The 22,690-nt window shown below is 62.9% G+C and carries 19 protein-coding genes and 1 riboswitch; of the genes, 15 read left to right on the top strand and 4 right to left on the bottom strand.

The features are described from left to right. Positions 1-45 precede the first annotated feature (45 nt). Positions 46-1,041: an AraD1 family protein gene (gene araD1, locus ACX3OZ_RS02210; RefSeq protein WP_459095064.1), complete on the bottom strand. Its 996-nt coding sequence runs from the start codon at positions 1,039-1,041 to the stop codon at positions 46-48. A gap of 289 nt (positions 1,042-1,330) precedes the next feature. Between araD1 and recA the strand changes: the two genes are divergently transcribed. Both recA and alaS read left to right on the top strand, forming a co-directional pair. After that, positions 1,331-2,404 (top strand): recombinase RecA, encoded by a 1,074-nt coding sequence (gene recA / locus ACX3OZ_RS02205; protein ID WP_459095065.1) that lies wholly within the window; start codon positions 1,331-1,333, stop codon positions 2,402-2,404. A 173-nt stretch (positions 2,405-2,577) separates the two neighbouring features. Further along, entirely contained in the window at positions 2,578-5,226 is a 2,649-nt protein-coding gene (alaS, locus tag ACX3OZ_RS02200) for an alanine--tRNA ligase (protein ID WP_459095066.1), read from the top strand. 45 nt (positions 5,227-5,271) lie between these two features. Here the strand turns inward: alaS and ACX3OZ_RS02195 are convergent, their stop codons facing one another. Together ACX3OZ_RS02195 and ACX3OZ_RS02190 are read right to left on the bottom strand one after the other, a co-directional pair. Beyond that, positions 5,272-6,156, bottom strand: a complete 885-nt coding sequence (locus ACX3OZ_RS02195) for a DMT family transporter (protein ID WP_459095067.1) — start codon at positions 6,154-6,156, stop codon at positions 5,272-5,274. A 154-nt stretch (positions 6,157-6,310) separates the two neighbouring features. After that, positions 6,311-6,697 (bottom strand): PI-PLC domain-containing protein, encoded by a 387-nt coding sequence (locus ACX3OZ_RS02190; RefSeq protein ID WP_459095068.1) that lies wholly within the window; start codon positions 6,695-6,697, stop codon positions 6,311-6,313. Positions 6,698-6,836: 139 nt separating this feature from the next. Continuing rightward, positions 6,837-7,050: riboswitch (cobalamin riboswitch) on the top strand. Positions 7,051-7,160: 110 nt separating this feature from the next. Between ACX3OZ_RS02190 and ACX3OZ_RS02185 the strand changes: the two genes are divergently transcribed. From ACX3OZ_RS02185 to ACX3OZ_RS02175, 3 genes are read left to right on the top strand one after another with little or no spacing between them, the layout of a single operon-like run. Next, positions 7,161-7,988, top strand: a complete 828-nt coding sequence (locus ACX3OZ_RS02185; protein ID WP_459095069.1) for an ABC transporter ATP-binding protein — start codon at positions 7,161-7,163, stop codon at positions 7,986-7,988. A gap of 5 nt (positions 7,989-7,993) precedes the next feature. Beyond that, complete coding sequence (locus ACX3OZ_RS02180) at positions 7,994-8,935, top strand: ABC transporter substrate-binding protein (protein WP_459095070.1); 942 nt, start codon at positions 7,994-7,996, stop codon at positions 8,933-8,935. Between the two features lie 54 nt (positions 8,936-8,989). Then, a complete protein-coding gene (locus ACX3OZ_RS02175; protein ID WP_459095468.1) occupies positions 8,990-10,003 on the top strand; it encodes a FecCD family ABC transporter permease in 1,014 nt (337 codons plus the stop codon). A gap of 56 nt (positions 10,004-10,059) precedes the next feature. Here the strand turns inward: ACX3OZ_RS02175 and ACX3OZ_RS02170 are convergent, their stop codons facing one another. After that, positions 10,060-11,274 carry an NADP-dependent isocitrate dehydrogenase gene (locus tag ACX3OZ_RS02170; protein ID WP_459095071.1) on the bottom strand — a complete coding sequence of 405 codons (1,215 nt, stop codon included), beginning with the start codon at positions 11,272-11,274 and terminating at the stop codon, positions 10,060-10,062. A 181-nt stretch (positions 11,275-11,455) separates the two neighbouring features. Here ACX3OZ_RS02170 and fabF point away from each other — a divergent pair, with 181 nt between their 5' ends. From fabF to ACX3OZ_RS02120, 10 genes are all read left to right on the top strand, one after another. Then, positions 11,456-12,742 carry a beta-ketoacyl-ACP synthase II gene (fabF, locus tag ACX3OZ_RS02165; RefSeq protein WP_459095072.1) on the top strand — a complete coding sequence of 429 codons (1,287 nt, stop codon included), beginning with the start codon at positions 11,456-11,458 and terminating at the stop codon, positions 12,740-12,742. A gap of 71 nt (positions 12,743-12,813) precedes the next feature. Continuing rightward, positions 12,814-13,395, top strand: a complete 582-nt coding sequence (locus tag ACX3OZ_RS02160) for a GNAT family N-acetyltransferase (RefSeq protein WP_459095073.1) — start codon at positions 12,814-12,816, stop codon at positions 13,393-13,395. A gap of 113 nt (positions 13,396-13,508) precedes the next feature. Continuing rightward, the gene (locus ACX3OZ_RS02155; protein WP_459095074.1) at positions 13,509-14,105 is read left to right on the top strand and encodes a GNAT family N-acetyltransferase; all 597 of its coding nucleotides are present in this window, start codon (positions 13,509-13,511) and stop codon (positions 14,103-14,105) included. 57 nt (positions 14,106-14,162) lie between these two features. Beyond that, positions 14,163-14,969 (top strand): RNA methyltransferase, encoded by an 807-nt coding sequence (locus ACX3OZ_RS02150; protein WP_459095075.1) that lies wholly within the window; start codon positions 14,163-14,165, stop codon positions 14,967-14,969. Positions 14,970-15,225: 256 nt separating this feature from the next. After that, on the top strand, positions 15,226-16,464 hold the full coding sequence (locus ACX3OZ_RS02145) for an MFS transporter (protein ID WP_459095076.1): 1,239 nt from the start codon (positions 15,226-15,228) through the stop codon (positions 16,462-16,464). Between the two features lie 171 nt (positions 16,465-16,635). Beyond that, on the top strand, positions 16,636-17,253 hold the full coding sequence (rpsD, locus tag ACX3OZ_RS02140) for a 30S ribosomal protein S4 (RefSeq protein WP_459095077.1): 618 nt from the start codon (positions 16,636-16,638) through the stop codon (positions 17,251-17,253). A gap of 173 nt (positions 17,254-17,426) precedes the next feature. Continuing rightward, positions 17,427-18,503, top strand: coding sequence for a putative transporter (locus tag ACX3OZ_RS02135; RefSeq protein ID WP_459095078.1), 1,077 nt, complete (start codon positions 17,427-17,429; stop codon positions 18,501-18,503). 66 nt (positions 18,504-18,569) lie between these two features. After that, positions 18,570-19,436 carry a tRNA 2-thiocytidine(32) synthetase TtcA gene (gene ttcA / locus ACX3OZ_RS02130; protein WP_459095079.1) on the top strand — a complete coding sequence of 289 codons (867 nt, stop codon included), beginning with the start codon at positions 18,570-18,572 and terminating at the stop codon, positions 19,434-19,436. An 11-nt stretch (positions 19,437-19,447) separates the two neighbouring features. Beyond that, entirely contained in the window at positions 19,448-20,251 is an 804-nt protein-coding gene (locus tag ACX3OZ_RS02125) for an inositol monophosphatase family protein (protein WP_459095469.1), read from the top strand. A 384-nt stretch (positions 20,252-20,635) separates the two neighbouring features. Then, positions 20,636-22,354 carry a DUF6538 domain-containing protein gene (locus ACX3OZ_RS02120; protein WP_459103738.1) on the top strand — a complete coding sequence of 573 codons (1,719 nt, stop codon included), beginning with the start codon at positions 20,636-20,638 and terminating at the stop codon, positions 22,352-22,354. Positions 22,355-22,690: the final 336 nt, after the last annotated feature.

The raw sequence follows: 22,690 nt of genomic DNA, 5'->3' as shown, positions 1-22,690 counted from the left end.
GCCAAGCGGAGGGATAACTGACATGTTAGTGGCGTGGCAGCAAGATCAATAGATGTTGCCGACGATTACCGGATGCTCGGTTTCCACCCGCACCGCATTGCGCAGCGGCGCGCCGAACTGGGGCTCTTCGATCTCGAAGATGTCGTTGGGCTGGGTACTGATGCCGTCGGCAAAGCTCAGCGTGGCAGTGCCGAACATGTGGACGTGAATATCGCCCGGATTGCGGAACAGCTCATATTTGAAGTGGTGATATTCCAGATTGGCGATGGTGTGGCTCATATTATCCTCACCCGACAGGAACGGCTTTTCCCACAGCAGCTTGCCGTCACGCCAGATGCGCGACTTGCCTTCGATATGCGCCGGCAGATCGCCGACCCGCAATTCCGGCCCAAAGGCGCAGGCGCGCAGCTTGGAATGGGCCAGGAACAGGTAGTTGATCCGCTCGGTCACGTGATCGGAAAACTCATTGGCCAGGGCAAAGCCCAGCCGGCGCGGCTGGCCGTTCTGGTCGATGAGATAGATGCCGGCGATTTCCGGCTCCTCGCCGGCGTCGAGGGCAAAGCCGGGCGAGGGAATCGGATGGCCCGGATTGACCACCGAATAGCCATTGCCCTTGTAGAACCACTCCGGCTGTACGCCCTTGAGGCCGTTGGCCGGCTTGCCGCCTTCGACGCCCATGCGGAACATCTTCATCGAGTCGGTGAGGGTCTCTTCGGCTTTGGCGCCGCTGGACTGGTGCATGGCGTCGCGCGTGGCGGCCGAGCCGAGATGGGTGAGGCCGGTGCCGGTCAGATAGAGATGGGCTGGATCGGGATGGTCGACCGGCGCCAGCATGCGGCCTTCGGCCAGGATGGCGGTGCGGTCCACGGTCTCGCCAAGCCCCTGTTCGGCGACCAGCGCCCCCAGCCCGATATTGCGGGCGAGGGCTGCGCTGGCCAGCGCGTAGACACTGGTGGCGCCAGTAACGACGCGGGCCACCCCGTCCTGCACCGCGCCCACGGCGCGTTCGCCGTTTGGATCAAAAAACTGGATCAAATTCATGGCGCGGCTCCTTCGCTAGGCCCTTATGGCGCGATCGCTGGCATAAAGCGCAACATGGAACGGTCAGGCAAGTCAAAAATCATACTTATTGTGCGCGGGCCTGACGGGGCGGTCCGGCATAGACTGTCGCCAGGGCCGGGCGATTCTGTGGCCAGATGCCGATGTTCTCATTTTGTCCCTTGACAGCACAAGAACAAGATGAGAACAAATAGCGTACATTCAATGCATGACCACCTGCGGTGCCCGCGCGTTGCGCAGCCTCCAAGAGCGTGGAATAAGGAGAGAATAGATGGCGAACGCGTCGCTTCGTGTAGTTGAAGGTGGATCGATGGATAAGGACAAGGCACTTGCTGCGGCGCTCAGCCAGATTGAGCGCAATTTCGGCAAGGGCTCAATCATGCGCCTGGGTGAGGCGTCGGCGATCGAAGTGGAGGCAATCTCCACTGGCTCGCTCGGTCTCGACATCGCCCTGGGCATTGGCGGCCTGCCCAAGGGGCGAGTCGTGGAAATCTTCGGGCCGGAAAGCTCGGGCAAGACCACGCTGGCGCTGCATGTCATCGCCGAAGCCCAGAAATCCGGCGGCATCTGCGCCTTTGTCGACGCCGAACATGCGCTCGATCCGATTTATGCCCGCAAGCTCGGCGTCAGCGTCGATGATCTGCTGATCTCCCAGCCCGATACCGGCGAGCAGGCGCTCGAAATCACCGATACGCTGGTGCGCTCCGGTGCCATCGACGTGCTGGTGATCGATTCGGTCGCTGCGCTCACCCCGCGCGCCGAACTCGAAGGCGAAATGGGCGACTCGCTGCCGGGCCTGCAGGCTCGCCTGATGAGCCAGGCCATGCGCAAGCTGACCTCGTCGATCTCCAAGTCGAAATGCCTGGTCATCTTCATCAACCAGATCCGCATGAAGATCGGCGTGATGTATGGTTCGCCCGAAACCACGACCGGCGGCAACGCGCTCAAGTTCTACGCTTCGGTACGCCTTGATATCCGCCGTATCGGCGCCCTCAAGGACCGCGAGGAAATCGTCGGCAACCAGACCCGTGTCAAAGTGGTCAAGAACAAACTGGCCCCGCCATTCCGTCAGGTCGAGTTCGACATCATGTATGGCGAAGGCATTTCCAAGACCGGCGAATTGCTCGATCTGGGCGTCAAGGCGGGCATTATTGAAAAGTCCGGCGCCTGGTTCTCCTGGGACAGCCAGCGTCTGGGACAGGGCCGCGAGAATGCGCGCCAGTTCCTCAAGGATAATCCGGAAGCAGCGGCCACCATTGAGCGTGGCGTGCGCGAAAGCTCGGGTCTGCTGGGCGAAGTGCTGCTGGTATCCGGTGGTGACGACGCGGCGGATGACGGCGAATAAGACGACCTTCCCATGCAGGGATTTTTCGAGGCATCGCGCAAGCGGTGCCTCTTTTTGTTGCCGGCAAGCCCTAATAGGGCAGCAATGCTGGACATTCCTGTTGGCCGCACGATAGAAAGCTGCCGACCTTTTCTGCGGCGCCATCGCGCCAACTCCCGAGTGAAAGTCTCCAGATGACCAGCGTAAACGCCCTCCGTTCGAGCTTTGTCGACTACTTTGCCCGCAATGGTCACGAGGCCGTGGCGTCGAGTCCGCTGGTGCCGCGTAACGATCCGACGCTGATGTTCACCAATTCGGGCATGGTGCAGTTCAAGAACACCTTTACCGGCGTCGAGAAGCGCCCCTATTCGCGGGCCACCACGGCGCAGAAATGCGTCCGCGCCGGCGGCAAACACAATGATCTCGACAATGTCGGCTTCACCGCGCGGCACCACACCTTTTTCGAGATGCTCGGCAATTTCTCCTTTGGCGATTATTTCAAGGATCGGGCCATCGAACTGGCCTGGGACCTGCTGACCAAGGATTGGGGCCTGCCCAAGGACAAGCTTATGGTCACCGTCTACGAGGACGATGACGAGGCGATGGAGCTGTGGAAGAAGATTGCCGGCCTGTCCGAGGATCGCATTGTGCGGCTCGGCGCCAAGTCAAATTTCTGGCAGATGGGCGATACCGGCCCCTGCGGTCCGTGCTCGGAAATCTTCTACGACCATGGCGACAAGGTCTGGGGCGGCCCGCCGGGCTCGCCCGAGGAAGACGGCGACCGCTGGATCGAGATCTGGAACCTGGTGTTCATGCAGTATGAGCAGCAGGGTGATGGGTCGCGCAGCGCCTTGCCGCATCCGTCCATTGATACCGGCATGGGCCTCGAACGCGTCGCTGCGGTGATGCAGGGCGTCCACAACAATTACGATATCGACCTGTTCAAGTCGCTGATCGGCGCTGCCGCTTCGGCGACCGGGGTCGATATTGATGGCGAAGGCAATCGCAGCCTGCGCGTCATTGCCGACCATTTGCGCTCGATGAGCTTCCTCATTGCCGAAGGCGTGCTGCCCTCCAATGAAGGAAGAGGCTATGTGCTGCGCCGCATCATGCGCCGTGCCATGCGCCACGCCACCCTGCTCGGCAGCGACGAACCGGTGATCTACAAGCTGGTGCCGACGCTGGTGCGCGAGATGGGCCAGGCCTATCCCGAACTCAGCCGTGGCGAAGCCCTGATCGCCGAGACCGTGCGCCTCGAAGAAGGCCGCTTCCTCAAGACGCTGGGGCGCGGCCTGCAGATCCTGGCCGACGAGACCAAGGAAATGGGTGAGGGCGCAGTGCTCGACGGCGCCAGCGCCTTCAAGCTCTACGACACCTATGGCTTCCCGCTCGACCTGACCGAGGATGCATTGCGCCTGCGCGGCATTACCGTCGATCAGCCGGGCTTTGATTCCGCCATGGCCGCCCAGAAGGCGGAAGCCCGCAAGAGCTGGTCGGGTTCGGGCGAAGCTGCCACCGACACCGTTTGGTATGGTCTGGCCGACAAGTTCGGTCCCACCGAATTCCTCGGCTACGAGACCGAGACCGCCGAAGGCGAGGTCAAGGCGCTGCTCAGGGACGGCAAGGAAGTCGATGCCCTCGCCACCGGCGAGGAAGGCTTTGTCGTGCTCAATCAGACGCCGTTTTATGGCGAGAGCGGCGGTCAGGTCGGCGATAGCGGCGTGATCCAGGGCGAGGGCGTCACCGCCACCGTCATCGACACGCAGAAATTCCACGGCGTCTTTGCCCATAAGGTTCGTGTCACCGCCGGCAGCCTCAAGCTGGGCCAGCCGTTGACGCTGCTGGTCGATCCGGAGCGCCGCGGCGCCATCCGCAGCAATCACTCGGCCACCCATCTGCTGCATGAGGCGCTGCGCCTGGTGCTGGGCGATCACGTCGCCCAGAAGGGCTCGATGGTTTCGGCCGATCGCCTGCGCTTCGACTTCGTCCACACCAAGCCGGTCACCGAGCAGGAAATGGCGCAGGTGGAAGACATCGCCAACGCCATCGTGCTGCAGAACACCCCGGTCGAAACCCGCCTGATGGGCGTCGAGGAAGCCAAGGAATCGGGCGCGCGCGCCCTGTTCGGCGAAAAATACGGCGATGAAGTGCGCGTTGTCGCCATGGGCCTGCCCACCGGCAACGGGTTGGGCTGGTCGGTGGAATTGTGCGGCGGCACCCATGTGCGCCGCACCGGCGATATCGGGCTGGTCTCCATCGTCGCCGAAAGCGCTGTCGGCGCCGGCGTGCGCCGCATCGAGGCGCTGACCGGCAAGGCAGCGCGCCATCGCGGCAATAACAATGTGGCCATCGTCAATGCGGCGGCGGGCCTGCTGCGCTCCGGCAGCCATGAAGTGCTCGACCGGATTGGGGCACTGCAGGATAATATCAAGAAGATCGAGCGCGAACTGACCGATGCCCGCAAGAAGCTGGCGCTGGGTGGCGGCACCGGTTCGGGCGCCTCGGCCGCAGCCGATGAGACGGTCAACGGGGTGACCTATGTGGGCCGCACCGTCGAAGGCATCCTGGCCAAGGACGTCAAGGGCCTGGTCGATAGCGAAAAGCAGCGCATCGGCTCGGGCGTCGTCACCGTCGTGCTCAAGGGCGACGATGGCAAGGGCACCGTGGCTATCGGCGTCACCGATGATCTGACGTCGCGCTACGCCGCCGGCACGCTGATCAAACTGGCGACGGCAGCTTTGGGTGGGCAGGGCGGCGGCGGTCGTCCAGACATGGCCCAGGGCGGCGGACCGGATGGCTCCAAGGCCGCCGAGGCCATCGCCGCCGTGCGCGACGCGCTCTAGACAACAAAAAAATCCCCGCGAAAGCGGGGATTTTCGTTTCTGGGTCTAAAGCCCGGTGCGGAAGAAGAACAGCCGCGGCTTCCAGACGATCTTCATCTTGTCGGTCAGGACGTTCGCCAGCCCCGCCGCCAGCACGATGAGCATGCCGACCACGGCCACCCAGTCGGGGAATTCGCCATAGAAGGCGGCGCCCAGAATGATTGCCCAGATCAGCTGGCTATATTGCACCGGGGCGATCAGATTGGCCGGGGTGACCTTGGTCGCCTGGATGATCAGCATGCCGCCAATGCCGCCAAACATGCCGATGATCAGGAAGATGGCCAGCTGTTCCCAGCTGGGCCAGACGAAGCTGGGCAGCATCAGCACGAAATTGAACACCAGCGAATAGAGCGCCAAAATTCCCATGATGCTGATCCGCCGCTCGGTCGGCGCGATGTGGCGCAGGATGATCGTGGTCATTGAGCCGAATACGACCCCGGCCGCCGCCGCCAGATGCCCCAGCTCGAGCGCCCGGACCCCGGGCCGGATGACCAGCAGCACGCCGAGAAACCCGACAAGCAGCAGCGCCCAGCGCAGCCGGCGCACATGCTCCTTGAGCACCAGAACCGACAGGGCGGTCACCAGCATCGGGGTCATGAAGGCGATGGCATAGGTATCGGCGAAGGGGATGTGGGTGAAGGCATACATCACGCAGGCGGTGCCGCAGATGGCGGTGACGCAGCGCAGTTGCAACAGGTATTTGTGCTTGAGATGAAACATCTCGCGCCAGCGCTCGTGGCGGTTGATCAACACCAGCGGCACCATCGAAAACGATGTGGTGAAGAACGCGATTTCGAACACCGAAATGCCGGGACCTATGCCCTTGATCAAAGCGTCGGCGAGCGAAAAAATGGCATAGGCCAGAAAGGCGAGCAGGACGCCGGTCGGCATCGCAACATCCAAAATAAGAGAAAATATTCAGGCAGTACATTCTACCATACAAAGCATTTCCGAGTCCGTCGACGCGGTGGGAGCCTCTGGCTGAACTATATTTCAGGCGGTGTATTTCGCTGATCTAGATGGGCACGATAGGCGGCAAGCGGCACTAACGCGCGGCGAAGGCCGGGCCGATGGTTTCGATACGGTTGGTCCACACATAGCCGGCAAAGCTGGCGGGCAGCTGGGCCAGCTGCTCCAGCGTGTCGATGCCGGCCGTGCCGGGATCGCCGGCCGCATAGGGCCCGAGCAGGATCACCTCGCTGCCGGCATCGCGGATGCGCTCAAGGAACAGATTGGGCCAGCCCCAGAGGAATGGCGCGGCGTTGAGCGGCACCATCACCTTGGTGTCGCGGCAGGCAGGGGGCATATAGCCGCTCCAGCCCAGCCCGACATATTGCGCCAGACAATCGACCAGCCCCTTGCGCGACCACACCGCCAGCCCGTCGATCAGGTCAGCAGCGCGGGGCGACGCGCCAACTGGCGTTGAACACATAGATCGCCGCTGCCAGCACCAGCAAAGCCAGCAGAATACGCCGCAACCAACCCATCCAAACTGTCCCTCGAAAGCCCCGCTGCACCCTTGGCAGCTATTGGGGTTGAATTGAGGCACCTTGCCACGTCCCGGCGAATCCCGCATCACTGGCCGCGATGGTTCCCGCTGCCTTCACCGGCAATGGGATTAAAAGGGAACACGGTGCGACGTACCCATTAGGGCGCAAGACCGTGGCTGCCCCCGCAACTGTGAGCGGATAGCGACACCGGGAATACCACTGGCCGTAAGGCTGGGAAGGTCCGGCGCCGCAGTGACCCGCGAGCCAGGAGACCTGCCGTCATCATTTCCTTTCAACCCGGCCGGGGTGTGCCGCGGGAGACGATGATGACCAGTTGCTGCAAAATCGCTGCTTGCCCACTGCTCGGATCGCCCGTGCCCCTTTGCCGTTTGGCGGAGGTTGCCCATGGCATCCGGCGATATTTCGGCTGAGCGCTTCACTGGCAAGCAGCCGGCCCGTCTCGACATCGATAATCTCATTTGGGGCGCGGTCCATGGCCAGCCCATCATCGGCCCGCTGTCGCTGACGGTCGGGGCCGGCGAAATGCTGGCGCTGGTCGGTCCCAATGGCGCCGGCAAATCGAGCCTGCTGCGCTGCCTCTATCGCTATCACCGGCCAAGCAGCGGGATCGTTCGGCTTGATGGTGCCGACATCTGGTCGCTGCCGGCCAAGGGCGTGGCGCGTCGTGTCGCCACCGTGCTGCAGGAACCGGCCAGTGATTTTGGCCTGACCGTCGCGGAAATTGTCGAGCTGGGCCTGTCGCCGCATCGCGGCGGTTGGGGCACCGATCACGGCGATTATGAAGCCGTCGAGGCCGTGCTGGCGCTGATGGAACTGACGCATCTCGCGCCGCGCGATCTGGCCACGCTGTCGGGTGGTGAACGCCAAAGAGTGATGATTGCCCGTGCCTTACTGCAACAGCCTGATCTTCTGATTCTGGACGAGCCGACCAATCACCTCGATATCCGCCACCAGCTCGAAGTGCTCGCGCTGCTGAGCCGGCTGGACTGCACCGTTATCGTCTCGCTGCATGATCTCGCGCTGGCCTCGTCGCATGCCGATCGGGTGCTGCTGCTCGACCACGGCCAAGTCGCCGCCATCGGCGCGCCGACCGAGGTGCTCAGCCAATCCACCATTCGCGCGGCCTTCGCCGTCGAAACCCTGCTCGACGCCCACCCGGCCACCGGCCGGCCGCGGCTCAGCTTCTACCTTCCCAACCAGCTCCAGGAGTGACTCTGATGCGTCTTGTCCTTGCCTTCGCCGCGCTTGCCGCCGCCAGCACGCCGGCCCTTGCTGTCGGCTATCCCGTGACGGTGCAAAGCTGCAATCGCGACGTGACCTTTGAGGCCGCGCCGCAGCGCGCCGTTTCCAACGACGTCAACCTCACCGAGATGATGCTGGCGCTCGGCCTCACCGACCATATGGTCGGCTATACCGGCGTGTCCGGCTGGAAGACGCTGGACGCCAGCCTGCGCGAGGGCGTGGCCGAATTGCCCGAACTGGCGCCGGAATATCCGAGCCGGGAAGTGCTGCTCGGCGCCGATACCGACTTCCTCTTCGCCGGCTGGAATTACGGCATGCGGGTCGGCGGCGAAGTGACCCCGGAGACCTTGGCTCCGTTCGGTATCGCCGTTTACGAACTCACCGAGAGCTGCATCCACATCATGGAGAAGCCCAAGGCGTCGATGGATGATTTCTACGCCGACCTGCTCAATCTCGGCACCATCTTCGACGTTGCCGATCGCGCTGCCGGGCTGGTCACCGGCTACAAGCAGGAATTGGTCGATTTCCAGGCCAGCCTGCCGGCGCTCGCGGCCCCGGTATCGGTGTTCGTCTATGACTCGGGCGAGGACAAGCCCTTCACCGCTGGCCGCTATGGCATGCCCACGGCGCTGATCGAAGCGGCGGGCGGTAGCAATATCATGGCTGATGTGGCCTCAAACTGGGTCGAGATCGGCTGGGAGCCGGTGATCGAGCGCAATCCCGAAGTCATCGTCATCGTCAATTATGGCGAGGTGAGTGCCGAGCAGAAGATCGCCTTCATGCAGTCCAATCCGGCCTTCGCCGCCATTCCTGCGGTCGCCAATAACCGCTTCGTGGTGCTCGAATATGTCGAGGCCACGCCGGGCCCCCGCAATATCGCGGCCATCAAGCGGCTCGCCACCGCGTTCCGGGAGTAGGTCGTGTCGCACCGCCATCTCGTCACCGGCCGCCGCCATGCGGCGATCCACTGGATGCCAGCCCTCATCGTGGGGCTGGTCCTCCTGCTCATCCTCACCATGTCGGTGGCGGTCGGGGCAGGGGCGGTGCCCATTCCCGTCGAAACCGTCTGGCGCATCATCGCCTCGAAAATCATGCCGGGCAGCGTCGTCCCTGACTGGACTTCGGGCCGCGAGAATATCGTCTGGGAGGTGCGCCTGCCGCGTATCGTGCTCGGCGCCATTGTCGGGGCGAGTCTGGCCGTGGTCGGTGCGGCGCTGCAATCGGTGACCCGCAATCCGCTGGCCGATCCGCATCTGCTCGGCATTTCCTCCGGCGCGGCCTTCGGGGCGATCATCGTGCTGCTGCATACCGGCATGTTCCTCGGGCTGATCACCGTGCCGCTCTTCGCCTTTGTCGGGGCGCTAGTGGCCACTGGCCTGGTGTTGGCCGTGTCCAATCTCACCCGGTCGCAAAGCGCCGGCCGGCTGGTGCTGGCCGGGGTCGCCGTCAGCTTCATCATCACCTCGGCGGGGAATCTGTTCATCTTCCTCGGCGACCCGCGCGCTGCCCATACCGTAGTATTCTGGATGCTGGGCGGGCTAGGCCTCGCCCAATGGCCGCAATTGCCATTCCCGCTGGCGGCGCTGGTAGTGTGCGGCGGCTATCTGCTGTTCCGCGCCCGCGATCTCAATGCCATGACGCTGGGTGATGAAAGCGCCACCACGCTGGGCCTGGCGGCAGGTCGCTTCCGGCTCATCGTCTTTGTCGTCTGCGCCCTGCTGACCGGCTCGGCCGTGGCCTTCTCGGGCGTCATCGCCTTTGTCGGGCTGATGATCCCTCATATCGTGCGCATGGGCGTCGGCGGCGACTATCGCCGGGTGCTGCCGCTCTCGGCGCTGGTTGGGGCCATCTTCCTCGTCCTCGCCGACATCGCCGCCCGCACGCTGATGCCGCCGCAGGACATGCCCATCGGCGTGCTCACCGGCGTCATTGGCGGGCTGTTCTTCGTCGGCCTGCTGCGCTGGCGCAAGAGTGGGGCGGAGTAAACAAAAAGGCCGGGTCACATGGACCCGGCCTTTAAATTCTCGGCAGCCAGACGGGCTTAGGCCGACATGGCCTTCTGCAGGTTCAGGTCGATGGCGTCGAGGAAGCCGATGGTCGACAGCCACGGCTGATCCGGGCCGACCAGCAGCGACAGATCCTTGGTCATCTTGCCTTCTTCGATGGTGTCGACGACGACCTTCTCGAGAGTCAGGGCAAACTTGGCCAGCGCCTCGTTGTCGTCCAGCTTGGCGCGGTGGGCGAGGCCACGCGTCCAGGCGAAGATCGACGCGGTCGAGTTGGTGGAGGTTTCCTTGCCCTGCTGATGCTGGCGGTAGTGACGGGTCACCGTGCCGTGGGCGGCTTCGGATTCGACGATCTTGCCATCGGGCGTGGCCAGCACCGAGGTCATCAGGCCGAGCGAGCCAAAACCCTGCGCCACGATGTCGGACTGCACGTCGCCGTCATAGTTCTTGCAGGCCCAGACGTAGCCGCCGGACCACTTGAGGGCGGAAGCGACCATGTCGTCGATCAGGCGGTGCTCGTACCAGATCTTGGCAGCTTCGAACTTTTCCTTGAACTCGGCTTCGTAGATCTCCTGGAAGATATCCTTGAAGCGGCCGTCATAGACCTTGAGGATGGTGTTCTTGGTGGAGAGATACACCGGCACGCCGCGGGCGAGGCCGTAGTTGAAGCTCGAATAGGCGAAGTCGCGGATCGAATCGTCGAGGTTGTACATGGCCATGGCCACGCCAGCGCCCGGCGCCTGGTACACCTCGTGCTCGATGACCTTGCCATCTTCGCCGGTGAACTTGATCGTCAGCGTGCCCTTGCCGGGGAAGGTGAAGTCGGTGGCGCGGTACTGGTCGCCGAAAGCGTGACGGCCGACGATGATCGGCTGGGTCCAGCCGGGCACCAGACGCGGCACGTTCTTGCAGATGATGGGTTCGCGGAAGATCACGCCGCCCAGAATGTTGCGGATGGTGCCGTTGGGCGACTTCCACATCTTCTTGAGGCCGAATTCCTCGACGCGCTGCTCATCGGGGGTGATGGTGGCGCATTTGATGCCGACGCCATATTTCTGGATGGCATGGGCAGCATCGACCGTGATCTGGTCGTTGGTGGCGTCGCGGCTTTCAACGCTCAGGTCGTAATACTCGACCGGCAGGTCGAGATAGGGATGGATGAGCTTGTCCTTGATCGCCTGCCAGATAATCCGGGTCATTTCGTCGCCGTCGAGATCGACGACCGGGTTGGCGACTTTGATCTTGCTCATCGGAAAAATCTCCCTGAATTCCGCATATTGGCCCTCTGGCCAGCTTCGCCGAGCCCTATAGCATTGGCGGGCAAAAGCGCAAAGGCACCAAACGGCAAGGGGTCATGCCAGTTGACGCTGCGGATGGGCGCACCTACCTCTGGCGCAGTCCCTCCCTTTGCGCCGACCCCACAGGAACACCATGCTGAAGCCAGATCCCGCCGATCCCATCGTCGTCACCGGCATGGGCGCCGTTAGCCCGCTCGGCGTTGGCGTGCCCGCCTTGTGGAACGGCCTCGTCGCCGGCCGCAGCGGCATCGTCCAGAATGACCGCTTCGATACCACTGACTTCGTCAGCCACATTGCCGGCCTGGTGCCGTCCAAGGCGTCCAATCCCGATGGCTTTGATCCTGCCGATTTTATCGACGGCAAAGAGATCAAGAAGATGGACCTGTTCATCCAGTATGCCATCGGTGCCGCCACCGAAGCGCTGAACCAGGCCAACTGGCACCCGACCGCGCTGGAAGATCAACTGGCCACCGCCACCATTATCGGCTCAGGCGTCGGCGGTTCGCCGGTGATGGCGCGCGCCGTCGAGATCATCCAGACCAAGGGGCCGCGCCGGCTCTCGCCCTTCACCGTGCCGTCCTTCCTCGCCAATCTGGCCGCCGGCTGGCTGTCGATCCTGCACAGTTTCCGGGGTCCGATCGGCACGCCGGTGACCGCCTGCGCGGCTTCGGCCCAGGCCATTGGCGATGGCATGCGCCTGATCATGACTGGCGAGGCTGAAGTCGCGGTGGTTGGCGGGGCCGAAGGCTCGGTCGATCCGATTTCGCTGGGTGGGTTTGGCGCGTCGCGCGCGCTGACCGCCAGCCATGATGATGCGCCGCACAAGGCGTCGCGCCCGTTCGACAAGGGCCATGACGGCTTCGTGCTGTCCGAAGGCGCTGCGGTGCTGGTCATCGAAAAGCTCAGCCATGCCCATGCCCGTGGCGCCACGCCGCTGGCGGTTCTGGCCGGCTATGGCACCTCGGCCGATGCCTATCATCTGACCGCCGGTTCGCCTGATGGGGCCGGTGCGCAGGTAGCGATGCGCAATGCGCTGACCATGGCCGGCGTCGACCAGAGCCAGATCGGCTATGTCAATGCTCACGCCACCTCCACCGAAGTTGGCGACAACGCCGAAATCGCCGGCATCGCCGCCGTCTTCCCCGGCCGCGGCAAGGATCTGGCGGTGTCGTCCACCAAGTCGGCGACCGGCCATCTGCTCGGCGCCGCCGGCGCGCTCGAAGCCATCATCTCCATCCAGGCGCTGCGCGAAGGCCTGCTGCCACCGACCATCAATCTCGATGATCCGGTCGAGGCGGCCGATGTGTTCGATCTGGTGGCCAATACGGCCAAGCCCAAGGCCATCGATTACGCCCTGTCGAATTCCTTCGGTTTCGGCGGCGTCAATGCGGCGCTGGTGTTCGGGCGGGCTCCGGCATAGCGCAACGCGACCTCACCCTTGCCTTCGGCCGCGCCACTAGCGAAAGTGCGGCCGCTGCAGCGGGGGGAGGCATGCCGCTCTATCCAAACTATCCGATAGCAACGGAACGACTGTCGCTGCGCCCGTTCCGGCGCGGCGATGTCGACGCCGTCTATGGCTATCGGCAGCGCGAGGATGTGGCGCGCTATTTGTTCGACGTGGCGCTCAGCCGCGAGGAATGTGCTTTGGCCGTGCAGCAGCGCATCGGCCAGGTGGCGCTGGCGGCCGAGGGCGACAAGATCATCCTTGCCGTCGAGCTGCAGCAGACCGGTCGGCTGATCGGCGAGGTGTCGCTGATCCTGCGCCAGCTCGATGCGCGGCAGGGTGAGATCGGCTGGATTTTCGATCCCGATTATCAGGGCCATGGCTACGCCACCGAGGCGGCCAATGGGGTACTCGATCTGGCCTTCGGGCAAGGCGACATCCACCGGGTTGCGGCCCGTTGCGACATCCGCAACGAATCCTCCTGGCGGCTGATGGAGCGGCTCGGCATGCGGCGCGAAGCCCATTTCCGCGAACACGCTTTGTTCAAGGGCCGTTGGGACGAGGAGTTCGTCTACGCCATCCTGCGGCAGGAATGGCGGGCCTTGCGGGCGGAAACCGCGCCGCAATAGCGTTTGGCCGCTGGCGCTCATGAGGAAGATTTTTCCAGAGCAGTGCAGGAACTACCCTGAATCCGGTCGCGTTGTGCCTTCGGGTCATCACACGGTTCAGGGAGCAATTTTCTATGTCAGCACTCGCTTTGCCTATCGAGACCGATCGGCTCATTCTGCGCAGTTTTGAACGCAGCGATGTTGAGGGCCTTTGCGCCTATCATGCTCTGCCCTCGATGCAGCGCTATGTCTTCAGTCGGACCCGCGATGCGGCCGAGGTGGCTGATGCGCTCAATATCATGCGTGGCCATGTCAGCCTGCAGCGGCCGGGCGATACGCTGACGCTGGCTATGGTCCGCAAGGGCGACCGGGCGCTGCTGGGGCATGTCTCGCTGCTTTGGGCCGACGCGACGGCGGGGCAGGGCGAGCTGCGCTTTCTCATCAATCCGACCTATGCCGGGCAGGGCTACGCCACCGAGGCGGTGAGCGCGATGTTCGATCTGGCCTTCGAGTATTTCCACATTCACCGTGTCTTTGCGCGCAGCGATGGCCGCAATCACCATTCGATCAAGCTGATGCAGCAATTGGGCATGCGGCTGGAAGCGCATTACCGCGAACACGCGCTGTTTCAGGGCGAATGGGACGAGGAATTGCACTTCGCCATTCTCGACCGCGAGTGGCAGCGTTCGGCCAAGGTCAAGGATTTGCTGCCGCGCCATCGCGTGGCATGAATTGCCTCGGGCCGGCAAATGGGTCTATGAGCGCCTGATCTATCTGGATTGGGCGCCATGGCCGGAACCGACACTTCTATCAAAATCGAGCTGAAGCCATCGCCGGCGGTGATTCTGTGCGAGCCGCAGCTCGGCGAGAATATCGGCACCGCCGCCCGGGCCATGGCCAATTTCGGGCTGTGGGATCTGCGTCTGGTGCGCCCGCGCGATGGCTGGCCCAATGAGCGGGCCGTCGCCGCCGCCTCGCGCGCCGATCACGTCATTGATCGGGTGCGGGTGTTCGACACGCTGGACGAGGCCATTGCCGATCTGACGCTGGTACTGGCCACCACGGCGCGCTCGCGCGATCTGCAAAAGCCGGTGATCGGTCCCGACGAAGCCGCCGAACAGATGGCGGCGCAGATCGGTGCCGGCAAGGGCGTCGGCCTGTTGTTCGGCCGCGAGAAGTGGGGCCTGCTCAATGAGGAGGTGGCGCTAGCCGATAGCATCGTCACCCTGCCGGTAGAACCGGCCTTCGCCTCGCTCAACATCGCCCAGGCGGTGCTGCTGATGGCCTATGAATGGCGCCGGCACAGCGAACTCGGCACCCAGCTGCCGTTTGATCATGCCATGGCCGCAGTAGCGCCGCGCGAAGAACTGGTCGGGTTGTTCGGGCATCTGGAAACCACGCTGGACGGCTCGGGCTTCTTCACCTCGCAGGACAAGCGCCCCACGGTGGTCAATAATCTGCGCACCATGCTGGAGCGCGGCAAGTTCACCAGCCAGGAAATCCGCACCCTGCGCGGCGTCATCTCCTCCATCGACCGCCGCCACCAGCGCCCCAACCCCAACCGGCAGAAAAAGCAGGACCAGGACGAGGCGTAGGCCGCTGAAGTCAGCGAGCCCGGATGCGCTCCCTCCCCCTTGAGGGGAGGGCCGGGGTGGGGGTGTCGTGCTCTCCCCCAGCTCGGCATATTTGGTGGCCACGACACCCCCACCCTAACCCTCCCCTCAAGGGGGAGGGGACAGATCGGGGCGCCCAAGCAATGCGAGCCCGCCAAACCCCATATTTCATCCCGCCCGAACGGTTTGCCGCCATTCCGCCTTTGACTGCCATCGGGCGTCATGCAACCTCCTCGGCATGAGCACCTCGGCCCCAGCAGACAAGTCCCGCCTCGCCTTTACCTATGTCGGTTTCCGCTTCTTCTGGCTGACCACCTTGCTGGTCAGCTTCGCGGTGCAGATCATGTCGGTGTCGATCGCCTGGCAGATCTATGACGTGACCGGCAATGTGTTCCTGCTCGGTCTGGTCGGGCTCAGCCTGTTCCTGCCGGCGCTGCTGCTGATTCTGGTCACCGGCCTCGCCGCCGACCGCTTCAACCGGCGCGGCATCATGGCGATCTGTCTGGTGGTGGAACTGTTCTGTGCGCTGGGCTTCCTCGCCTTCGTCAATGCCGAGGCGCATGAGGTCTGGCCGATTTTTGGCATTCTGGTGGTGCTCGGCACCGCTCGCGCCTTCTGGGGCCCGGCCGCACAGTCGCTGGCGCCCAATCTGGTGCCGCCCGAGGCGCTGTCCAACGCCATCACCGTCAATGCCTCGGCCTGGCAGTTCGCCTCGATCATGGGGCCGGCTGCCGGTGGCTTGCTCTATGGGGTGGCCCCGACCGTGGCCTTCGGCACCGGCGCGGCATTGCTGCTGCTGGCCGTGGTCAGCGTGCTGCTGATTCCCCGTCCGGCTCAGCGCCAGTCGCATCAGGCGACCAATATCGAGACCATTTTCGGCGGCTTCCGCTATATTTTCTCCAACAAGGTGGTGCTGGGCGCCATCTCGCTCGACATGTTCGCCGTATTGATGGGCGGGGCGGTGGCGCTGTTGCCGGTCTATGCCAAGGATATCCTGCATGCCGGGCCGCAGGAGCTGGGCCTGCTGCGCGCCGCGCCGGGCATCGGCGCCATCTGCATGGCGCTGTATCTGACCCGATTCCCGATTCGCGATCATGCCGGCAAGCTGCTGTTCCTGTTTGTCGGGCTGTTTGGCCTGTTCACCCTGGTGTTTGGCCTTTCCACCACGGTGTGGATTTCGGTGCCGGCGCTGGCGCTGGTGGGAGCGGCCGATATGGTCAGCGTCACCATCCGCGAAACCATCATGCAGCTGTGGACTCCCGAGGAGGTCCGTGGCCGCGTCAACGCCGTCAACTCCGTGTTTGTTGGCGCCTCCAACGAGCTGGGCGAGTTCCGGGCTGGCACGGTGGCCCATTTTATCGGCCCGGTCGCTGCCGTGGCCGTGGGCGGCATTGGCGCCATCGGCATTGCCATTCTGTGGAGCCGCATCTTCCCCAGCCTGCGCGACCAGCGCAGCCTCGACAAGAAGATGGCCTGATCGCCCGCTGCGCTTGACATATTTCCGTGCCGCCGATAATAACCGCGAACCTATTCAGGCCTTTGGGCCTATAGGCGCACCCGGGATTTCCTGAATTTTAGGGGTCTGTCGGCCTTCCGCAAGGATGGCAGAGGAGGGCGCGATCCATTCAACTGTTAAGAAGGATACGCGATGTCGAAGCGTCATTCAGCCAAGTACAAAATTGATCGCCGTCTCGGCGAAAACATCTGGGGTCGTCCGAAGTCCCCGCTCAACGCCCGCGCCTATGGCCCCGGCCAGCATGGCCAGCGCCGCAAGGGCAAGCTCTCGGACTACGGTCTGCAGCTCCGCGCCAAGCAGAAGCTCAAGGGCTATTACGGTTCGATCACCGAGAAGAGCTTCAAGCGCCTCTATAGCGAAGCCGCTCGCGTCAAGGGCGACACCGGCGAGAACCTGATCGGCCTGCTCGAGAGCCGTCTTGACGCGATTGTTTACCGCGCCAAGTTCGTCGCCACCGTGTTTGCTGCGCGCCAGTTCGTGTCGCATGGCCACATCCTGATCAACGGCAAGCGGGTCAACATCCCGTCCTACCAGGTCAAGGTCGGCGACAAGGTCGAAGTGCGTGACCGCTCCAAGCAGCTCACCGTGCTGATCGAAGCCACCCAGCTGGCCGAGCGCGACGTTCCTGATTACGTCGAAGTCGACCACAACAAGATGACCGCCACCTTCATCCGCGTTCCCACGCTGTCGGACGTGCCGTATCCGGTCCAGATGGAACCGAACCTGGTCGTCGAATTCTACTCGCGCTAAGCGAAACCGAATTCCAGAATTAAGAAAGGGCCGCTCCATTGGAGCGGCCCTTTTTTTGTTTGCGTCCACGGTAGAAATTAATTCTTGTTAAGGTTCGAAACTAGGACTTGTTGATGCCCAAGTTTCCGTGACTGGTCTGGTTCCATACGGGAACGATCCCAACGGGTGCAGTTATGATTCACGCCTTCTTCAAGAGCCGCCGCTGGGCGCCATGGGCCTATGGCATGGGCACATTGATTGTCCTGATCATCTGGATGCAGGTCGACCTGTCGGTGCAGGTCAATACCTGGTATCGCGGCTTCTACGACCTGTTGCAGACAGCGTCCGAGCACGACGTCGCCGAGTTCTGGCACTCGCTCTTTGGCTGGGAATGGCAATGGGGGCACATCTTCTTCGTGGTGCCGATGCTGGTCCCGACCACGTTTATCTGGATTGCCGTCCCGATCGTATTGACCGGCACGCTTGGCTCGTTCCTCGTTTCGCATTACGGCTTTCGCTGGCGCCAGGCCATTACCGAAAACTACATTCCGCGCTGGCGCCATGTTGAACACGAAATCGAAGGCGCTTCGCAGCGTATTCAGGAAGACGCGAACCGCTTCGCCCGTATCGTGGAAAGTCTCGGCCTGCAGTTGCTGCGGGCGCTGCTGACGTTGATTGCTTTTCTGCCGATCCTGTGGACGCTGAGCGGGCAGGTTGATCTGCCGGTGCTTCGCGATATTCCCGGCTCGCTGGTCTGGGCCGCCCTGCTGGTCAGCGTCGGTGGCATGGCCATTTCCTGGTTCGTCGGCTGGTTCCTGCCGGGGCTGGAATACAAGAACCAGAAGGTCGAAGCGGCATTCCGCAAGGAATTGGTGCTGGGCGAGGATGACAAAATTCATCATGCCCAGCCGGAGACCCTGTTCAGCCTGTTCACGGGGCTGCGGACCAATTATTTCCGCCTCTACCTGCATTATGGCTATTTCAACCTGTGGTCCAACGCCTATGGCCAGATCACCTCGATGACGCCGCTGCTGATGATCGGACCGGCGATGTTTACCGGGGCGGTTTCGGTCGGCCTGCTGTTCCAGGTCAGCAATGCCTATGGGCAGGTCGATGGCGCCTTCTCGGTGGTGCTCAATAACTGGACCACGCTGACCGAGCTGCGCTCCATCTGGAAGCGTCTGCACGAGTTCGAGGATAATCTGGACCGTTATGATATCGGCCATGACGTGGCCGCCACGGCACAGGAAACCAGCCCGCTACCGGTTTAGTGGCGCGAAGCGAGCACCTGCGTTAAGAGGGGGCGGCGACGCCCCCTTTTCCATTTGAGGCCGATGATGAACGAAGCCCTGCCCATCGATGTCGAACAGGCCGACGCCGAGAGCGGCGGCCATTCGATCTATGCCAATGCCCCGCGCAGTGGCGAGTTCAACAAGCTGCGCAAGCGGCTGATCCGCCAGACCCGCGAAGCGCTCGACAAATTCGACATGGTGCGACCCGGCGAGAAGTGGCTGGTGGCGCTGTCGGGCGGCAAGGACAGCTATAGCCTGCTGGCGCTGCTGCTGGACCTCAAATGGCGCGGCATGCTGCCGGTGGAACTGCTGGCCTGCAATCTCGATCAGGGCCAGCCCAATTTCCCCAAGCACATCCTGCCCGAATTCCTCAGCAATCTCGGCATCCCCCATCGCATCGAATACAAGGACACCTATTCTATCGTCACCGACAAGCTGCCGGCCGGAGCGACCTATTGCTCGCTCTGCTCGCGCCTGCGCCGGGGCAATCTCTATCGCATCGCCCGCGAAGAAGGCTGCACCGCGCTGGTGCTGGGCCACCATCGCGACGACAGCCTCGAAACCTTCTTCATGAACATGTTCCATGGCGGGCGGCTGGCCGCCATGCCACCGCGCCTGCTCAATGACGAGGGCGACATGGAAGTGCTGCGCCCGCTGATCTATTGCGCCGAGGAAGATCTGCAGCGATTCTCCGACGCCATGGCTTTCCCGATCATCCCCTGCGATTTGTGCGGCAGCCAGGATGGGCTGGAGCGCAACGCCATGAAGGCGATGCTCAGCGATATCGAGAAGCGCATGCCCGGCCGCAAGGATGTGATGATCCGCGCCTTGGGCAATATCAACGCCAGCCACATGCTGGATACCAAGCTGTTCGACTTCGCCGGCTTGTTCGACAGGAGGACTGAATCGTGACTTTCGACGTGATGGAACTGGCCAATATTCTGCGCGATGCGGCGCGAGCCGAAGCCTTGCCGCGCTTTCGCCGGCTCGACAGTTCGATGGTTCACGTCAAGACCGAAGCGATCGATCTGGTGACCGAGGCCGATATCGCCACCGAGAACGTCATCAAGGCGCGCATGGCCACCTGGATGCCCGAGGCGCTGTTCGTCGGCGAGGAATCGGTCGCGGCCGATCCGGCGCTGCTGACGCGTCTGGCGACGGCTGACCTGGCCGTGGTGGTCGATCCCATCGACGGCACCGCCAATTACGCTGCCGGCCTGCCGCTGTTCGCCACCATGGCTGCCGTGGTCTCCAAGGGCGAGACCATTGCCGGCATCATCTATGATCCGATGGGCGATGATTGGGTGATGGCGGAAAAGGGCGGTGGCGCCTGGCTGCGCCGGCCCAATGGCGAATCCGTGCGCCTGCATGTCGCTGCGCCGCTGCCGCTGGCCGAGATGGTGGGTACTGCCTCGGTCGCCTTCATGCCGAAGGCGTCGCGGGCTCAGGTGCTGGCCAATTTCGACAAGACCCGCATGGTCGCCAATTTCCGCGTCGCCGGCCACGAATACCGCAGCTTCGCCTCCGGCCACACCCAGTTCGTCTGCTTCAACAAGCTGATGCCCTGGGACCATCTGGCCGGTGTGCTGATCAGCCAGGAAGCCGGCGCCTACGCCGCCCGTATCGATGGCTCACCCTATCTGCCCAGCCACACCGCAGGCGGGTTGCTGGTCGCCACCGACCGCGCCAGCTGGGACGAGCTACGCCGGGAAGTGTTTACGTTTTAGAGAAATGGCCCCATCCACCGGGCCCACCCTCTCCCCTTGAGGGAGAGGGACAGACCTGACGCGTTCAGCGGCAGGTCAGGGTGAGGGGTGCTGCGCTCGCCCATGCTTTTGAGTTGAAAGAAAGAGACCCCTCATCCGCCCTTCGGGCACCTTCTCCCTCAAGGGGAGAAAGTATGACAAGGCGGAAGCGAAGAAGTAGGTCGAGACCCAGCTGTCGAAATGCATCCTATGACCAACGTCATATTGCACCAAGAAACTGGTATCACTATATTTTCTTCATTCTCTAAGCCGGCCTATTCATCGTCATCATCAATGTTTTGCGTGCCGCAGCTGCGCTTGTAACAGGCGCGTCTGTCCACCATAGTGCATAACATGGATGACGCAATGAAACTCCCGCCCTACGTCGTGCGCCGTGGCATGGTGCTGCAATATGTCCGCCGGATCCCCGGCGATCTCGCGCATGCTTATCCCATTCAGCGCATTCAACGCACCCTGGCCACCGCCAATGCCTCGGAAGCCTATGCCGCGGCAGCGCGGATCACCACTGACCTTGACGCCCAGTTCGCCGCCCTGCGCCGGGAGAAAGGCTTTGCCATCGGCATCATCCATGTCGATAGCTGGACCTGGCCGGATTGGGAGCAACTGGCCGCATGGTTCAAGGCGACGCTGATCGAAGATGACCTCAAGGGGCTGATCCTGGGCCGCAAGGGCTATGCGGTCGCGGGCAAGCCCGAGCGGCCGGTCGATCTCAGTCTGGCCTATCCCGATGCGCCAGCCCTGATCCAGCACGACAACCGGCTCAAGGATATGACCGTCGGCGCGTATGCCACCGAGCGTTACGCCTTCGTGCAGTCAATCGTACGCCGGCTCGGGGTGCCGGTCTCGCAAGCCAACCCGTATTTTGCCCGCTTCATGGCGGCGGCTCTGGCCGCAGAAATCAAGTTCCTCGATGTGGCGCTGCGCTTTCGCCTGGGTCAGGATGTGCAGCATGCCCATCCCGATACGGTGGCTGGGCCGTGGCAGGCGGAGATCGCCAGCAACACCGATGCGCAGGTGGCCCGGATTATGGGCTCGGCCAACGCCCGGCAGGCGGCGGCCGGCAAGTCCCTGGCCGATTGCCGTGCCGCTTATGCTGCCGAACGGATCCGGACCAACAAGCCAGCGACCGGCAAACAACTGGACGACATGGATAAGACCATCGGCCTGTTCCAGACCCTGGCCGGGGTGAGCGATGTCGGCCTGGTGCAACGTCGCCATATCATCGCCTTTCGCGACCAGATGTATGACAGCGGCCGCTATGCCACCGCCTCGGTCAACAAGCGCACCGGCTACATCACCACCCTGGTCAAGACGGCGGCCAACAAGGGCTGGATTGATGACGCCATCCGTGGTGACATTCGCCTGACGGTGCCGGACGGTGAAGATGCCCGCGAACCCTATTCCAATTCGGACCTGCACACGATCTTCGGCCACCCGCTGTTCACCGAGCGCCAGATCCCGGCGTCGGCCACCGCCCTGGACAGGCTGCTGTTCTGGCTGCCCTTGATCTCCTGTTTGCACGGCATGATTTCCAGTGAGATCCTGCAATTGGGCCCGGACACCGTCCGTTGCTATCCCGGCACCGACATTCTGTGTTTTGTCGTCACCACCAGCGGGGGGCGCCATACCAAAACCGTGGCGCGGCGACGCTGGCTGCCGATCCGCCAGGAGCTCATCGATCTCGGGCTCACCGAACTTGTCGAGGCGGCCAAAGCTAAGGGCTGGAACACCCTGTGGCGGCCGGTAGATGACAAACACGGCGACATTGACGCAATATCGCAGCAGGTCTCGTCTTTCTGGGCCGATTTTGCCCGCAACGAGCTCAAGATCAGTGATCCGCAGAAGACGCTGTATTCGTTTCGGCATAGTTTCAAGGATGCGACGGCAGGCGTCGGCGCTACCGAGGACGAGAAGAAGCAACTGCTCGGTCATGCCGAGACCGGCGCCACCAAGGGCTACGGCACCAAGAAAGAGCCGCGGCCCGTCGATATCCATCGCCTCAATGAAATCGTTCAGGCAATCGGTTGGGATTTCCTAGAAGGCCTAGCTCGTGCCGACCGTTAGACCCGGCGAAGGAAACGAACGCCATCTGTGGGCACCCATATTCCGGCAAGTTTTGTGGATGATTGATTCAACGCGGATTCTTTGGATGTTCGAATCTTATGGCGCGCGCCGGTCAGAATAAAACTACGAACACCTACTGCATTGAAATCCATAGGTAATTACTATGGACTGCCTAGGTTCTGCATCGGAATCGCCCTGGGACATCCCTGGCGCGGCAGCAATGGGGCCCGAGCGGACCGGCAGCTTCTCTATCGCGGTTTGTGTCAAGGGGCGCACGGCGTCATCTGCCGCGAGGGAACGGCATTGACCAGGCTTGGAAGGGCGCCGACGAGGATG

The organism is Devosia sp. A369, from assembly GCF_054489345.1.
This window is presented reverse-complemented; position numbering and strand designations above follow the sequence as displayed.

Bases quoted from the DNA above. Each gene is read 5' to 3' on its own strand.
- alaS (WP_459095066.1), top strand. From the start codon at position 2,578: ATGACCAGCGTAAACGCCCTCCGTTCGAGCTTTGTCGACTACTTTGCC.
- ttcA (WP_459095079.1), top strand. From the start codon at position 18,570: ATGAACGAAGCCCTGCCCATCGATGTCGAACAGGCCGACGCCGAGAGC.
- ACX3OZ_RS02135 (WP_459095078.1), top strand. From the start codon at position 17,427: ATGATTCACGCCTTCTTCAAGAGCCGCCGCTGGGCGCCATGGGCCTAT.
- ACX3OZ_RS02195 (WP_459095067.1), bottom strand. From the start codon at position 6,156: ATGCCGACCGGCGTCCTGCTCGCCTTTCTGGCCTATGCCATTTTTTCG.
- ACX3OZ_RS02175 (WP_459095468.1), top strand. From the start codon at position 8,990: ATGCCAGCCCTCATCGTGGGGCTGGTCCTCCTGCTCATCCTCACCATG.
- ACX3OZ_RS02120 (WP_459103738.1), top strand. From the start codon at position 20,636: ATGAAACTCCCGCCCTACGTCGTGCGCCGTGGCATGGTGCTGCAATAT.
- recA (WP_459095065.1), top strand. From the start codon at position 1,331: ATGGCGAACGCGTCGCTTCGTGTAGTTGAAGGTGGATCGATGGATAAG.
- ACX3OZ_RS02150 (WP_459095075.1), top strand. From the start codon at position 14,163: ATGGCCGGAACCGACACTTCTATCAAAATCGAGCTGAAGCCATCGCCG.
- ACX3OZ_RS02185 (WP_459095069.1), top strand. From the start codon at position 7,161: ATGGCATCCGGCGATATTTCGGCTGAGCGCTTCACTGGCAAGCAGCCG.
- ACX3OZ_RS02160 (WP_459095073.1), top strand. From the start codon at position 12,814: ATGCCGCTCTATCCAAACTATCCGATAGCAACGGAACGACTGTCGCTG.
- rpsD (WP_459095077.1), top strand. From the start codon at position 16,636: ATGTCGAAGCGTCATTCAGCCAAGTACAAAATTGATCGCCGTCTCGGC.
- ACX3OZ_RS02125 (WP_459095469.1), top strand. From the start codon at position 19,448: ATGGAACTGGCCAATATTCTGCGCGATGCGGCGCGAGCCGAAGCCTTG.
- ACX3OZ_RS02190 (WP_459095068.1), bottom strand. From the start codon at position 6,697: ATGTGTTCAACGCCAGTTGGCGCGTCGCCCCGCGCTGCTGACCTGATC.
- ACX3OZ_RS02145 (WP_459095076.1), top strand. From the start codon at position 15,226: ATGAGCACCTCGGCCCCAGCAGACAAGTCCCGCCTCGCCTTTACCTAT.
- ACX3OZ_RS02155 (WP_459095074.1), top strand. From the start codon at position 13,509: ATGTCAGCACTCGCTTTGCCTATCGAGACCGATCGGCTCATTCTGCGC.
- araD1 (WP_459095064.1), bottom strand. From the start codon at position 1,041: ATGAATTTGATCCAGTTTTTTGATCCAAACGGCGAACGCGCCGTGGGC.
- ACX3OZ_RS02180 (WP_459095070.1), top strand. From the start codon at position 7,994: ATGCGTCTTGTCCTTGCCTTCGCCGCGCTTGCCGCCGCCAGCACGCCG.
- fabF (WP_459095072.1), top strand. From the start codon at position 11,456: ATGCTGAAGCCAGATCCCGCCGATCCCATCGTCGTCACCGGCATGGGC.
- ACX3OZ_RS02170 (WP_459095071.1), bottom strand. From the start codon at position 11,274: ATGAGCAAGATCAAAGTCGCCAACCCGGTCGTCGATCTCGACGGCGAC.